Here is a 14424-nt window from a genome sequence, read left to right on the forward strand (position 1 = left end):
ATAAAATTCAAAAAAGTAGTACGATTTTGCAACGCAGTATCACGATTAGTAACAAAAATAATGTCAATTAATGGTATAAAATGTCATTAAATGTCACTCAATATTTTTATAAAACATTGATTAAACGTAGTATTCATAAGGGTTTACAGAGATTGTCTATTTGCCGATACAAAACTTAGAAAAAATATTCCCCAGTACCTCATCATTCGTCACTTCACCGGATATCTCACCAAGATGCTCTAAGGCATTTCTCAGCTCATAGGCTAACAGCTCTGTAGAGATCTGGAAGGTGATGGCTTCTTTCACTTTATCGACTGCTTCCAGCGATTTACGAAGAGCTTCAAAATGACGTTGATTGGTCACAACGACATTATTTTCTTGGGATTTCAACTGTTCTACGTAAGAAGACAGTTCATTTTTAAGGTCCTGGATGTTTTGATTTTCTACTGCTGAAATAGTAATAAAATCAAAATCCGCGGAGATCTCTTTTCTGAAAGCCGCTTCAACAGCTTGATATTTCACAGGGGAAACCTCATCAATTTTGGTCGCACAGATAATCAGTTTCAGATCTTCCCGCTGCAATGATCGGATCATTTCAATATCTTCTGAAAAATCTTCGGTAGCAGCATCTGCAAGATAGACCAGAATATTGGCCTGATCCACTTTTTCTCTTGCTTTTTTAACTCCGATCGCCTCAATTTCATCTACCGTATCACGAAGTCCCGCAGTATCGATCAGACGGAATGCGTGGCCTTTGATATGTAAAACTTCCTCAATAGTATCTCTTGTCGTTCCTGCAATATTGCTTACAATGGCTCTTTCTTCTTTCAGTAAAGCATTGAGTAAAGTAGATTTTCCGGCATTCGGTTTCCCGATGATTGCAACGGCCGTTCCATTTTTAATAGCATTTCCGTATTGGAAACTTTCTATTAATGAATTTAATTTTAAATCAATTTTATCTAAAAGCAAATTCAACGCTGAGCGGTCGGCAAACTCTACATCTTCTTCTGCAAAATCCAGTTCCAGCTCGATCAGTGAAACAAAATTCAGCAAATCGGTTCTCAATATCGATATTTCGTTGGTAATTCCTCCTTTCAACTGGTTGATCGCCACTTTTCTGGAGGCTTCGTTTTCTGAAGCAATGACATCTGCAATCGCTTCAGCCTGAGACAGATCTATTCTTCCATTGATAAATGCACGAAGGGTAAACTCCCCCGCTTTCGCCATTCTTGCTCCGTTTTTTATTAAAGTTTCCAGAATACGTTTACCAATGTGTGGAGAGCCGTGAAAAGCAATTTCCACAGAGTTTTCTGTAGTAAAACTTTTCGGCGCCAGAAAAATAGAAAGCATTACCTCATCAATCGCCTCATCTTCATCCATAAAATATCCGTAATGAATCGTGTGCGATTTCTGTTTCTCAAGATTTTTCCCGGGAAAGGATTTCTGAACGACTGATAAGGATTCGTTCCCTGAAACTCTGATAATCCCTAAAGCTCCTACTCCATTGGCCGTAGCCAGTGCACAAATGGTATCGTTATTCATGGTGCAAATTTACGTTTTTTATCGATAATGTCGTTGTTCTGCAGCTATACAGATTGTCTATTATTTTGATATAAAAAACAAAAACACGAGTTATTCGACCCGTGCCAATTTTTACTTCTGCTTCTGTCCCAATCCTTTTATTTTCGTTAGCCATCGCGTACGCTGTTCTTCATCTGAAGTTTTAATAATTCCGACATACGTCACTTTTACCGGTTCCACACCGCAAAATACGAGCGTAGATTTTTTAAGCTGGTTAATACTCGGTCTGCCATAGAACAGACGATAATACCAACCCGGCTGATCCAGTGTGGTAATGATATGTCCGGTTTTCCCTTTTAAAAGTTTATCCCACCACACTGAATTTTCTCTGTATTTAAAAGCTATTCCGGGAAGAAAAAGCCGGTCTATAAACCCTTTGGTACGAGCAGGAAGACCTCCCCACCATACCGGATGAATCCATACCAGATGATCTGCCCACTCGATGGTTTCCCAGGCCTTAAGTAAATCCGGTTCTAGTTCCATTCTTTTCTGATATCCAAATTGCAGGTTCGGATCAAACTGCAAATCTGCAATGGTGATTTCCCGTACTTCCGCACCCGACTGCAAGGCACCTTCTTTATACGCTTTTACAAGTCCAAAATTGAATGAATCTCTATTCGGATGTCCATTAATGATAACAATTTTTTTCATTACTTAATTTTCACGTTGATGGTTTCATATTCATTGAGTGCTGCCAAAAGTGAATCGGGTTGGTGCAGCTGATGACTAAAATAAATGGCATTTTCAAGATGTCTTTTCATTAATTCTTCGGTATGTAAAACAGCTGATAATGCGGTGAGTTCTGCCTGTCCTTTTGTACTCTGCAGACTGATTTTCCTGCTACCCTCTTTCGTTTGTATCACAATCTCAAAAACCGACTGATCTCCATTACCACTGGATCCGAAAATCATTCTTCTTTCTTTTAATGATAAGATATTAAAGATTTTCCAACGCTGAAATGCTCCCAACAGCCACGTTATAAACTTTGAATTATAAGTCATTTTTACACTGACGGTGGGTATTTTCTCAATCTTATTTAAAATATACAAATCGGGAACATCAAAATTATAAGCAGTTCTTTTTCCTATTCCGAAGGAGTAGTTGAAATATTCAGCATCTAAAAAATGACGAACCGGAAATGCACTGTTATTCTTATACGTTGAAAAAGGTTTTGCTACATTTTCTGCCATAAAATGGGCTGAACTTTCTCCTGCCAGATCTTTTACCGAATAATACACGAAAAGTTTAATCTCCTCAATATCTTTCATATGTGGAGTTAATGAAGCCGCCAAACCGCCTACAATACCACCCATCCAGCCCGAACTGAAAACAATCCTGCTGTTGATGGACTGTTTTTTCGCCCATTCATAGGCTTTCATTAAATCGGGAGTTGGTTTGGTAATATCAAGATAATCAATTTTGTTTTCAATAGCAAAACGGAGTACGTGATCTTCTTTATCATTGACTGACAATAAAATAAGATTGATCTTTTTATCTGTAATGGTTTGAAATGTATGGGGCTGATTGACATCGATTACAAGATCTTTTTCCGTTTTTCCAGCTTTTCGGCTTCCGATAAAAATGGTATAATCGGGGTTTCTTGAGGTAAGAATCCGGGAAATTGTTTTTCCCACCATGCCATTGCCACCGATAATTAAAATGTTTGACTGCATCTATTATTTTTTTACAAAACTATAGTGCTGTCCGTGGAATTAACAGGACAAATGTCTAAAAAGAAATTTCTTTGCGGATACGGCTTAAATGCCTTTGGGTAATCCCTAAATAGGATGCCAAATGCTGCAAAGGAATATCCTGAATATAATTAGGCTGATTTTTGAGCAGGGAAGTATAGCGCTGTGCTGCGCTGTCTCTCTGCAGCTGGAAAAAACGTTTTTCAAGTTCCATATATTCCTGCTCTGCAATTACCTTTAAAAAATGGATCCAATTGGGATTATTGGCGGTTAGTTCTTCAATTTTCTCCTTCTTTATCACCAATACCTCAGCATCTGCAATCGCCTGCATAGTTTCTGTACTCGTCCGTCCTGAAATAAATGAGGAATAGGAAGCAATAAGATCATTAGGAAATCTGAAACAGTAGGTCATATCTTTTCCATCGCCTGAAATGTAATAAGACCTAAAGATTCCCGACTGAATGAAACCGATCTCTTTACATTTATCGCCTTCCTTCACAAAATACTCATTTTTGTTTATTTTTTTCATCTCAAAGAGTGTCATACATTGATGAATTTCTTCTTCTGAGAATATATTAAAACTTCGGAAGTATTGGGCTACCATTTTTGTGGATGATTATAATTAGCGTAAAAGATTTTCACAAAAATACAAATACAGGATCTATAATTTGCCTGAAGCTTATGCATTTTTCATAAAAAAATCACCCCATTGCTGAGATGATTCTAAAACTGCTTTTGAATTTACTAAGTTATATGAAGAAATGAAATGATGTCTTTTTTGTTGATACAAATGTAGATTCAAAAAATTTCTCATCCCTCAGGGGAAACCCTAAACTTATATCCGTAAAAATACGGTTGTGTAATTGAATTTATTGAATAGCTACATGCTTGATTGAACTTTGGTTCATTGAATTTCAATAAAAAAGCCCCGTAAAACTTACGGGGCTTAAATTTATCTAACAAATAGGCTGTTAAAGCGGGCTTACCAACTGTAAGAACCATTCTTTAACTTCTCCTTCTAAATGCGGAGCTAATTTCTCTTCACATGTTTTGTGATACTGATTCAACCACGCGATTTCTTGTTCAGAAAGAATGTCTTTCACGATCGTATCTTTAAAGAACGGGCAGAAAGTCAATGTTTCGAAATCATAGAATGTTCCGTGAATTGTTTTTTCTGCTTCTCTTACGGCGATCAGGTTTTCATGACGGATTCCATAATCACCTTCCAGGTAATATCCGGGTTCATTGGAACATACCATTCCCGGAAGAAGATCCTGAGGATTCATATCTTTTCTGATATTCTGCGGGCCTTCATGAACGTTCATAAAGCTTCCCACTCCATGTCCTGTTCCATGGTTGAAGTCTTTTCCTTCCATCCACAACGGAAGTCTTGCAATAGCGTCTAAATGAACTCCTTTGGTTCCTTTTGGAAATTTCACCATCGAAAGACGGATCAGTCCCTGTAACACTAAAGTAGAATTTCTTTTAAAATCATCAGAAACGGCTCCCAACGCAAACGTTCTCGTAATATCCGTCGTTCCTTCCAGATACTGACCTCCTGAATCTACCAGAATGCTTGCATCATTGGTTACTTCCTTGCTTCCTTCTTTTTTGGCAGAATAATGCATGATAGCACCGTTATCTTTATATCCAACGATACTTCCAAAACTTTCCCCTACAAAATTTTCTCCTTCTTCACGGAATCCTCTCAGTTTTTCGCCGATAGAAAATTCATTCATCGGTTCTTTTCCTGCTGCATGATTCAGCCAGTACAGGAATTTCACCATAGCAACACCGTCGCGCACCATTACTTTCCTGAATCCTTCCAGCTCAGTATCATTTTTCTGGGCTTTCATTAAATTCCCCGGAACGGCAGCTTTTACAAACTGATTATCAGTCTTTAAAATTTCGAATATCGACTGATTGCTGTTCGGAGAGATCAGAATTTTTTCATTTTTAATTCCTTTCAGATGATTGAAAAATTCCTCATACGGCATCATTTTCACGAAAGAATCGTCCATCTGTTTTCTCGCTTCTACTTTCAATTTATCTAAATCAGTGAATAGAATTGCATCATTTTTAGTAATGACAATATACCCTAAAAATACCGGGTTGCTTTGTACATCACTTCCTCTTAAATTCAGGGTCCAGGCAACATCATCCAGGCTTGAAATAATATGTACTGCCACTTCCTGTTCTTCCATTTTCTGACGGATTGCAGAAAGTTTATCAACAACAGATTTTCCCGCTCTTTCTACAGGATGGGCATATATTGGGTTTTTCGATGGTGTTCCTCTGTCTTTCCAGATTTCTTTCAGTAAAGGAAGACCTAATAGTGTAATATTTTTAGCATCAAATTTAGAAGAAAGAAGCTCCCAGTTTGCATTGGAAGTGGCAATATCATTGACAGCCACTTTCCCATGAGAAGGAATTTCTGAGATGATCCAGTCGATATAATTGGGTGTTCCTTCCATTCCGTCTTTAAAAAGATCGATTCCGGAACCTTCCAGCTCTATCGCAGCCTGGGTATAGTATCTTCCATCGGTCCAAAGGCCTGCTTTATCTTTCGTAACTACTACAAAACCTGCTGATCCTAAAAACCCTGAAAGCCAAGACCTCTCCTGCCATTCTTCGGGTAAATATTCACTCATGTGAGGATCTGAAGAGTATACAATAAAAGCATCAACATTATTTTTCTGCATTTCTTCACGAAGCGCAGCTAATTTTTCCTTTGAAGTCATGTTTCAATTTATTTTAATACCGAAAGTTACAAAAAATTTGATTTTAAATCTCAGTGACGCTGTAAATGGTAAAATTTTAAGTTATTTTATAAATACAGTTGTTTTTAACCATAAAAAATAGCGATTCATGTTAAAAATACAATGTTTTGGAAAGATTATTGCTAAGCTTACTCATATGGAAAAACAGAATTATAAAAACCACTGGAAATTTTACGCGCCGCATCATTTCATTTTGCTTCCAATATTGATAATTTTGGAAGGGTATGGACTGTATAAAATAGTAAATGATCCGGATCATCAACTTATCTGGATTCTTTTTTCTGTGGTCTTATTTTTGATATTCTATTTAGCAATCATGCTTAGGCAGCATTATGCACTGGGTAATCAGAACCGTATCGTGCGACTGGAATTCAAACAGCGCTATTTCGAAATCTTTAATGAAAGGTCTGATGACATTGCTGAAAAATTAAGTTTTTCCCAGATCGCTGCCTTAAGATTTGCCTATGATGATGAATTCAAAGATCTTTTATATAAGGCACTCCATGAAAATATTTCCGGAGACGAGATCAAAAAATCCATCACAAAATGGCGACCAGACCATCACAGAATCTAAACTAATCAAAAAATAAATTATTATGCAAAAATTAACCTTATACAGTATTTCAATACTAAGTTTATTGTTACTATCAAGTTGTGAAGCAGTAGAGACGGTTTTCAAAGCAGGAATGTGGTGGGGAATTATCGTAGTTTGCGCCATTGTAGTCATACTTTTATTAATATTTTCGAAGGGTAAAAACTCTTAACCATTTTTTATGGAGAAGAATGCAGACTTACAGATTATTTCCCGTCTGAAACCTTCAAAAATCGTCAAAATTATGAAGGATCCGGAAGCTTCTGCAAAGGCGGTACATCTTGTATATACCACCGATGCAGAAACAGCCGGTATCACCAGAAAGAAAACAGGAAAGAAATATTCTTATTTCAAGGAAGGTGAAAAGATCAGGGATAAGGAAGAAATCACGCGTATCAACAAACTGGTTATTCCGCCTGCATGGGAGAATGTATGGATCTGTGCTTTGGATAACGGCCATCTCCAGGCCACCGGGCTCGATGCCAAAATGCGTAAGCAATACCGCTATCACCCACTGTGGAGCGCTTTAAGAAATCACACAAAGTTTTACCGGATGCTTCAGTTTGGGTATGCTCTTCCGGAAATACGTCTTCATCTGGAAAAGGATCTTGCGATAAGAAATTTAGAAAAAAGAAAAATTCTGGCTCTTATTGTGAGTCTGATGCAGCGTACCAACATCCGTATTGGAAACAATGCTTACGAAAAGCTTTACGGCTCATTCGGGCTTACCACTTTAAAGGATAAACATGTTCAGATTAACGGACAGAAAATTACTTTTTCTTTTAAGGGTAAAAAGGGAATCATGCATCATATTGACCTGAAGAGTAAAAGGCTGGCAAAGCTGGTTCAGAAATGCAGAGAAATCCCTGGAAAGGAACTTTTCCAATATATTGATGAGGAGGGAACACGGCATTCTATAGATTCAGGAATGGTGAATGAGTATATCAAAGAGATCAGCGGCGAAGATTTTACGGCTAAAGATTTCCGTACGTGGTCCGGAACAGTGAATGCTTTTATCGCTTTTAAGGAAATCGGATATGCAGAAAATAATACTGAATATAAAAAGAAAGTAAAAGAAGCACTGGAAATAGTGGCTTCCCATCTCGGAAATACCAGCACGGTGTGCAGGAAATATTATGTTCATCCGCTGGTGATCAACCTGTATGAAAACAACACCATCAAAAAATATTTTGATGAACTGGAACAAATAGAGGAAAATGACGGTAAGGCGGATTTAACCCACGAGGAAAAACTGGTACTTAAGATTCTTGAAAATGAAAAAATGTAATCCTGATTTTTAATAGTATTACAGTACATCATGCATTACCTCACCGTATTGTTTATTATTTAAAAACCGCTGTCTATACTCTTTAGGCGTAATTCCTGCTACTCTTTTAAAAAGCTGCGTAAAGTGGGAAGCAGTATGGAAATTAAGTTCATACGCAATCTCCGCAATATCTCTACTGGAATGAAGCAGTGCTTTGCTGTAGTTGATATCAATTTCATTGATCCATTGTTTAGGAGACTTCTGCGTTACATTTTTTACACATTTATTGAGGTAGTTTTCTGTGACGGATAATTTGTCTGCATAAAAGGCTACCCTTTTTTCTTCAATATGATATTTAAATAAAAGATCACGGAACTGCAGCGAAAGTTCCATAGAACGGGTTGCTGCTTTATGTGTTCCGTCTAAATCGGTATGGAGCATTTTCACTAAAATAAGATGGAGCATGGTAATAAGAACTTCATTTACGTCCAGGTTATTCAATAAAAATTCCTGTTCCATAATCAGGAGAAGCTGGGTAATGGTTCCATAAGTAAGTGCATCCAGCGTAAGAAAAGGATTCATAAAAAAAATACTGGTCTTATGTTTTGGCAGTTCCTGTTCGGATAAGATGCTGTTTTCATAGGCCAGAAAAAAACCTTCAATATCATCAGATAATTCTAGGGTTGCGGTAATGGTTCCCTGTTTTATAAAAATAACTCCTCCCTTCTCGGCATCATATTCCTCATTCTCCAGATACTGCTTGATGTGTCCGTTGGTCACAAAGATGATAAAGTTAAAAGTGGTACGGTATGGAATAACCGGCATCAGGATCCCTTTAAGATAATTTTCGAGCCTATAAAGCTGGACATCCGCATTATTGGCCAATATTTTCTCCGTAATATTAGGGAGAAATAATTTTTTATACTGAAAATTGGAAAGTACTTCCATATCCTTGGTTGTAAATTATTTAAGGGTTATACAAATTTAAAGTAAACGGGCCAAAGCCCGTTATTGTTGATCTTATTTTTGTCTTTAATTTTAGAATTTATAATACACGCCCATTTTGATTCCGAAAGGGTTTCCCGGGGTGTAAGTAAGGTCTGTAACAGACTGCTGTTCGTTTCTCAATTGGGTTTCTGTGGCGAATTGGGCTTCATTCCATTGTACATTGAAAAGGTTATTCACCTGCAGGTTGGCACCCCATTTCGGACGGTTATAGGAAAGCATCAGATCATTCACAAAATAGGCTTTTGTGCGGATGCTGTTATCTTCAACAGCTGGTCTGGCCCCTAAATAACGGTACTGCAGCCCTAAAGAGAAACCATTCAGAAAATCCCAGTTTACTGATCCAGTGCTGGTAACAACCGGTGCAAGAGGCACATAATCTTCTCCTTTCTGTTCTTCAACAAATCTTGCGTGGGAATAATTAATATCTGCATTCAGGTAAAAGTTTTCAATCGGCTGAAAACGGACTCCCAAGTCAGCTCCATAGCGTCTGGATTTTCCGGAAGGTTCTACAACGGCATCATCTCCTACATACACAAACTCCTGCTGTAAAGACATATACCATAACGCAGGGGTAATGATCAGCGATTTCAAAGGATGCAGCCTTACACCCAGATCTCCGCCTATAGAATATGGCAATGTTTTGTCTCCGTTATTCTGAACAACCACTCTGATGTCATTGGAGTGGAATCCCATTCCGGTTTTCAGAAACCACATCACTTTGTCGCTGGTTGTATATGAAAAATTAAGCTTCGGACTTAATCTTGTTGCTTCTGTTGACTGTCCGGAAGGCAGTTGTTCAGGATCCAGCAGATTATGCATGTTGAAAATAAAATGATCGACTCTCAAAGCAGGATTTATCGTCCATTTTCCAGTTTTCCAGATGAGTCCGGAATAAGCATGCAGATTGGTTTCTGTTCCGTTGACATCAGACAGTTTATCTAACAGCAAATCTCTGTGATAGACGTGATTCAGCTGCAACGTATTAATATCATCATTTCTGAAACCCACCCCGGAAATCCAGTCCAGTGTTCCGTTTCCAACAGAGAAATTCTTTGTATATTTCATTTCAGTTCCATAGATATTTCTTCCGTCTGTCTGCTGAATCTCGTCGCCATGGTCTTTATCTTTTAGGTAAAAAGTAAAATCCGAATATAAATTAAAGTTATACTTTGAATACCATCCCATAACATCGATGTGCTCTGAAGATGAAATGATATGTTTATAATTCATCTGAAGGTTGGTGCGCGAGGTACTTCCGCCTTCTGTAGGATCTATACTTCCCCATCTTCCAATAATTCCTTCATCTACGGCACGTTCCGGAATCTGTCCGGAAGCATTCCATGAGGAATTGAACGTGGAAAACTGGATATTAAAGTAATCCCGGTCTGTAATCCACTGGTTGTATTTCCCGAAAATATTCACCCGGTTAAAGTTCTGCTTTACATCAAAAGGTCCGTCTGAATAATTGTATTCTGCCGCTACATAAGCTCCTTTTCTTCCTGCTGCATCGTTAAGAATATTGAACATCCCCAATACTCTTTTGGAATTGAAAGATCCCCCTTCTAGCTTTACCATACTGTTTTTCAGCTTGTCATAGGTCTGGAAATCCACATAGCCTGCCGTATCAAAATCTCCGCGGTCCATATAATAAGCACCTTTTCCAAAGTCGATATTATTAACGGTTTCCGGGATAACAAAATGAAGATCTGAATATCCCTGTCCATGGGCATGAGATACGATATTCACAGGCATTCCGTCTACATTTACACTTACATCTGTTCCATGATCGGCATCAAAACCCCTCAGAAAAAGCTGTTCTGCTTTTCCGCCACCTGCATGTTGTGCTATAAATAATCCGGGAACTTTACGAAGCAGGTCCTGCGCTGAATTCACCGGAAACTTGTTAAGATCGACTTTGGTAATTGCCGATAAAAATGAGCTGTGGCTGATGGCTACTTCAGAGATCTGAAAAGGTTTATGCTGTAAAAAAACAACTTTATTCTTATCCTCATCACTGGTGATTACCCATTGTATATTTTCATATCCCTGATGGCTGATAACGAGGGTATCCGGGAATGATTTTACAGCAAGTGTTAAAGATCCGTCGGTTCCTGAATGCGCATGGTTGCTTCCATGATCAAACAAAACCAAAGCATCTGCAATAGGAAATTTATCGTCTGCATCTTTAATGACCAGCTGTTTTTCTGATGGTGTTTCCTGAGCTGAAATATGCCCATTGATAGAAACAGCAAGAACAGCGACCATTATTTTAGTTATTTTCATTGATTTTCTATATAATGTTTAGGATTACTTTTTTGTTTTTGAAAGAAAAAGTTTTTGAATAAGCAGGGTAATCCACGTTCCTGCTACAAAAGGAAATGTAAGGACTCCCCCTACTTCACTGAGTACATTATGATCGATCAATATATCATCAATAATCACCGTAATTACGACTGCTAACAACACCCATATTCCGTCGGTTTTTTTGAAACCTGAAAAGACAATAGCTGAAAGTACCGCATTGAATCCGAATAGCCCCAGATGGATTTCATCAATGGCTTCCCCGTTCACATGGGAAATATATGCCCCCAATACTGATCCGGCAAGTCCATAAAGAGCCGCAGCGGGAGAACTGATGAAAACCGCGATGAAGAAAATAATCCCTGAAAGCACTCCACCCTGGAAAATCACTTCCCCGAAGCCATTGGTGCAGGTTAAAAAATCATCATAATCTGACGGTTCTACAGCTGCTGACATCATTTCCGAAGGCGGAATCTGCGTAAAATGGTGCAGTACAAACACACAAACCCAGGTGATGATGATAAAAGGGAAAGTAAATACCGGAATTTTATTTTTAATAAAGAAATGCTGAATCACTGTAGCCAATGCTCCGCCTACGATGATAAGAAGCCATATGACGATGGTGGTCTGAAACACAAAAGAAAGAGCAACGCCTACCAGTGCTGCACTGAAGCCATATAATCCGGCATTAATTTCAGATTGATCATATTTAAGCATCATTGCAGTATAGGTTCCGGCAGCTGTAGATAACAGAACGGCAATACCGCCCTGCCAGCTTCCCATAAAAATACCGATCAGAAACAGAAGGCCTGTCCATCTGTTTTCCTGAAGCATAATTTGTCCGATTCCCTTTAAAACATTGTCAATAAAAGGGATTTTGTTAAAAAATTTATCCATATTAGTTTTTGTATAATGTATCACTTATAATGTAAAATGTATATTGTATTGATGATAGAGAACCGAAAGCCAAGAATCAAAAACTGACAACTGGCAACTGGCAACAAACAACTGATACCTTTTCCTACCATCCTAAAAAGACCATTCCTATTCCGCAGACCGTTACCACTGCGCCGCTTACGACTCCCATGTAACGTTCCAGTTTTTCGGTGTTGAATAAGCTGGAATATCCGTAACGTCCCAGAAGCACCATTCCGAGCATCGTTAAAACCGTCGTGATCGTGAAAGAGGTAACCAGCACCACAATTTCCGTCATGGAATGTTTAACTCCTGAATAAAACAGCAGCGGAATTAAAGGTTCGCTTGGCCCCATTACAAAGATCATAAAAAGGACCAGTGGAGTCACTTTTATTCTTTTCTGAGACATCACCATTTCTGTATGGTTGTGCTCATACACATATACCTCATCACCCATCACGTCAAAATGCTTATGAGGCTTATTCCGGATGGCCTGAACTAGGCCATAGATAAGGTAAATTCCACCAACGATCAGCAGTGCCCATCCTGAAAAATTACCTCTCAAATCCTGAAACCATGAAATTTTATTCAGCTGCCATCCTAAGAAAACACCTATAAATCCTAATATCAGGGAACTCATTACGTGTCCGAATCCGCAGATTACCGTTAGCACGGCCGTTCTCATTCCGCTCCAGTTTTTCGATTTTGAAAGAACGATAAACGGCAGATAGTGATCCGGTCCGGAAGCCGTATGTATAAAACTTATAGAAACAGCACTTAGCAAAAGTGCCCAAATAGTAGTATCCATTTCTTAAATTATTTTTATTCTAATGCCCAGAGAATCTCCTGAACATACAGGAAAAAGTTATACATAATTTCTCCGCCGTGTCCCAATGCCCGGATGACAAAACCATCGTTTTCCATTGCCGATACCCCGATTTCCATTTCTTCATGATGGGCTTCTGCAGCCTTATACATCATTTCTACCAGGTTTGTTTTGTCAACATTCTCCTTCGTACTGTAAAAAATAAGTGTTCCCTGATGGGTATATTCCTCCAGATTTCCTATACTGCTGATAGGAATTACTTCCGGCTGTATCAATACATTATCTTTAACAATTAATTGATCCCCATGATAGATTTCCATGATGTTTTGAAACCTTTTTAGTTTAAAAACCTCTCCGTAATGCTTTCTTCCGCAGGTAATAATTTCACTGATGATAATCTGGCTGTTGTTTCCAATATGAATCTTCGCTTTGCTTTTAAAGTTTGAATCTTCATGCGGAACCACGGGATGCGGAACATAGGCAAATGAAGTATCATCCTGCATGGAGATCGTCATCTCCTGTAGTGCCTTATCCTTCATATTAAACAGCCTTTGATACGACTGCGACTGCAGCTGCAGCGAGGATCCTTTTTCCAGAGCAATATCCAGATGGTAATGGTCGCCATCCAGAATTCCCGGGGAAGAACTCATGATCATCTGGTAGAGTTTGCCGTCATTTTTACGCTGCCCTACAGAAACTACCCGGAAAGGCAGCGTTACGTACAGGTCTTTTACATACGATTTTCCTTCTTTGTATCCGGCCGTAATTTTTAAGTGGCTGTCCATTTATCGTACGAGATTCGGTTCTTCACATTCTTCCAGAAGTGCATATTTTTTGATCCATCCGATCACTTTGTCCAGTCCTTCGTCCGTTTTCAGGTTGGTAAATACAAAAGGACTTCCTCCTCTCATTCTTCTGGCATCTCTTTCCATCACTTCAAGACTGGCTCCCACATGAGGCGCAAGATCTATTTTATTAATGATCAATAAATCTGATCTGGTGATTCCCGGACCTCCTTTTCTCGGTATTTTTTCTCCTTCTGCAACATCAATGATAAAAATGCTTACATCTGCAAGATCAGGACTGAAGGTTGCTGATAAATTATCACCACCGCTTTCAATAAGGATCATTTCAATTTCAGGAAAACGTGCAGCCAGTTCGTCTACAGCTTCGAGGTTCATACTTGCATCTTCACGAATAGCGGTATGAGGGCATCCTCCTGTTTCTACCCCAATAATTCTGTCGTGGGGAAGCAGGCTGTTCTTCGCCATAAATTCTGCATCTTCCTTGGTGTAAATATCATTCGTGATTACTCCAAGATTATATTCTCCAAACATTTTTCTGCTTAATCGTTCCAGTAATGCTGTTTTTCCTGAACCTACAGGTCCGGCTACTCCTATTTTGATATACTTTCTATTTTCCATTTTTTTTAATTTTATATTGTTCTTTTTGGTTATCCCTAC

13 protein-coding genes are annotated in these 14424 nt (G+C 38.6%); 2 read left to right on the forward strand and 11 right to left on the reverse strand.

All coding sequences use genetic code 11. The features are described from left to right. Positions 1-156: 156 nt before the first annotated feature. The 5 genes from mnmE to IW15_RS17445 form a co-directional block, all read right to left on the reverse strand. A complete protein-coding gene (gene mnmE / locus IW15_RS17425; protein ID WP_034713949.1) occupies positions 157-1542 on the reverse strand; it encodes a tRNA uridine-5-carboxymethylaminomethyl(34) synthesis GTPase MnmE in 1386 nt (461 codons plus the stop codon). A gap of 111 nt (positions 1543-1653) precedes the next feature. Next, positions 1654-2232, reverse strand: coding sequence for an NAD(P)H-dependent oxidoreductase (locus IW15_RS17430; protein WP_034713951.1), 579 nt, complete (start codon positions 2230-2232; stop codon positions 1654-1656). Then, complete coding sequence (locus IW15_RS17435; protein ID WP_034713953.1) at positions 2232-3254, reverse strand: saccharopine dehydrogenase family protein; 1023 nt, start codon at positions 3252-3254, stop codon at positions 2232-2234. The genes IW15_RS17430 and IW15_RS17435 overlap by 1 nt, the downstream gene beginning before the upstream one ends. 55 nt (positions 3255-3309) lie before the next feature. Next, the gene (locus tag IW15_RS17440; protein WP_034713955.1) at positions 3310-3876 is read right to left on the reverse strand and encodes a Crp/Fnr family transcriptional regulator; all 567 of its coding nucleotides are present in this window, start codon (positions 3874-3876) and stop codon (positions 3310-3312) included. Between the two features lie 367 nt (positions 3877-4243). After that, positions 4244-6013, reverse strand: a complete 1770-nt coding sequence (locus IW15_RS17445) for an aminopeptidase P family protein (protein ID WP_034713957.1) — start codon at positions 6011-6013, stop codon at positions 4244-4246. A gap of 127 nt (positions 6014-6140) precedes the next feature. On the opposite strand from IW15_RS17445, the gene IW15_RS17450 reads away from it, so the two are divergent. Beyond that, positions 6141-6626: a DUF6526 family protein gene (locus IW15_RS17450; protein ID WP_228384393.1), complete on the forward strand. Its 486-nt coding sequence runs from the start codon at positions 6141-6143 to the stop codon at positions 6624-6626. Between the two features lie 199 nt (positions 6627-6825). Further along, on the forward strand, positions 6826-7932 hold the full coding sequence (locus IW15_RS17455; RefSeq protein ID WP_034713959.1) for a DNA topoisomerase IB: 1107 nt from the start codon (positions 6826-6828) through the stop codon (positions 7930-7932). An 18-nt stretch (positions 7933-7950) separates the two neighbouring features. On the opposite strand, the gene IW15_RS17460 is transcribed toward IW15_RS17455, so the two are convergent. The 6 genes from IW15_RS17460 to ureG all read right to left on the reverse strand — a co-directional run bounded on the left by IW15_RS17460 (position 7951) and on the right by ureG (position 14385). After that, a complete protein-coding gene (locus tag IW15_RS17460; protein ID WP_034713961.1) occupies positions 7951-8859 on the reverse strand; it encodes a helix-turn-helix domain-containing protein in 909 nt (302 codons plus the stop codon). A gap of 90 nt (positions 8860-8949) precedes the next feature. Further along, complete coding sequence (locus tag IW15_RS17465; protein ID WP_034713963.1) at positions 8950-11202, reverse strand: TonB-dependent receptor; 2253 nt, start codon at positions 11200-11202, stop codon at positions 8950-8952. 24 nt (positions 11203-11226) lie between these two features. Further along, entirely contained in the window at positions 11227-12117 is an 891-nt protein-coding gene (locus tag IW15_RS17470; protein WP_034713965.1) for an urea transporter, read from the reverse strand. Between the two features lie 124 nt (positions 12118-12241). Further along, positions 12242-12943, reverse strand: a complete 702-nt coding sequence (locus IW15_RS17475; RefSeq protein ID WP_034713967.1) for a hypothetical protein — start codon at positions 12941-12943, stop codon at positions 12242-12244. A 14-nt stretch (positions 12944-12957) separates the two neighbouring features. Next, the gene (locus tag IW15_RS17480) at positions 12958-13746 is read right to left on the reverse strand and encodes an urease accessory protein UreD (protein ID WP_034713969.1); all 789 of its coding nucleotides are present in this window, start codon (positions 13744-13746) and stop codon (positions 12958-12960) included. Beyond that, on the reverse strand, positions 13747-14385 hold the full coding sequence (ureG, locus tag IW15_RS17485; RefSeq protein WP_034713971.1) for an urease accessory protein UreG: 639 nt from the start codon (positions 14383-14385) through the stop codon (positions 13747-13749). It lies immediately after the preceding gene. Between the last annotated feature and the right edge of the window lie 39 nt (positions 14386-14424).

This window comes from Chryseobacterium soli, from assembly GCF_000737705.1.
Classification (GTDB): domain Bacteria; phylum Bacteroidota; class Bacteroidia; order Flavobacteriales; family Weeksellaceae; genus Chryseobacterium; species Chryseobacterium soli.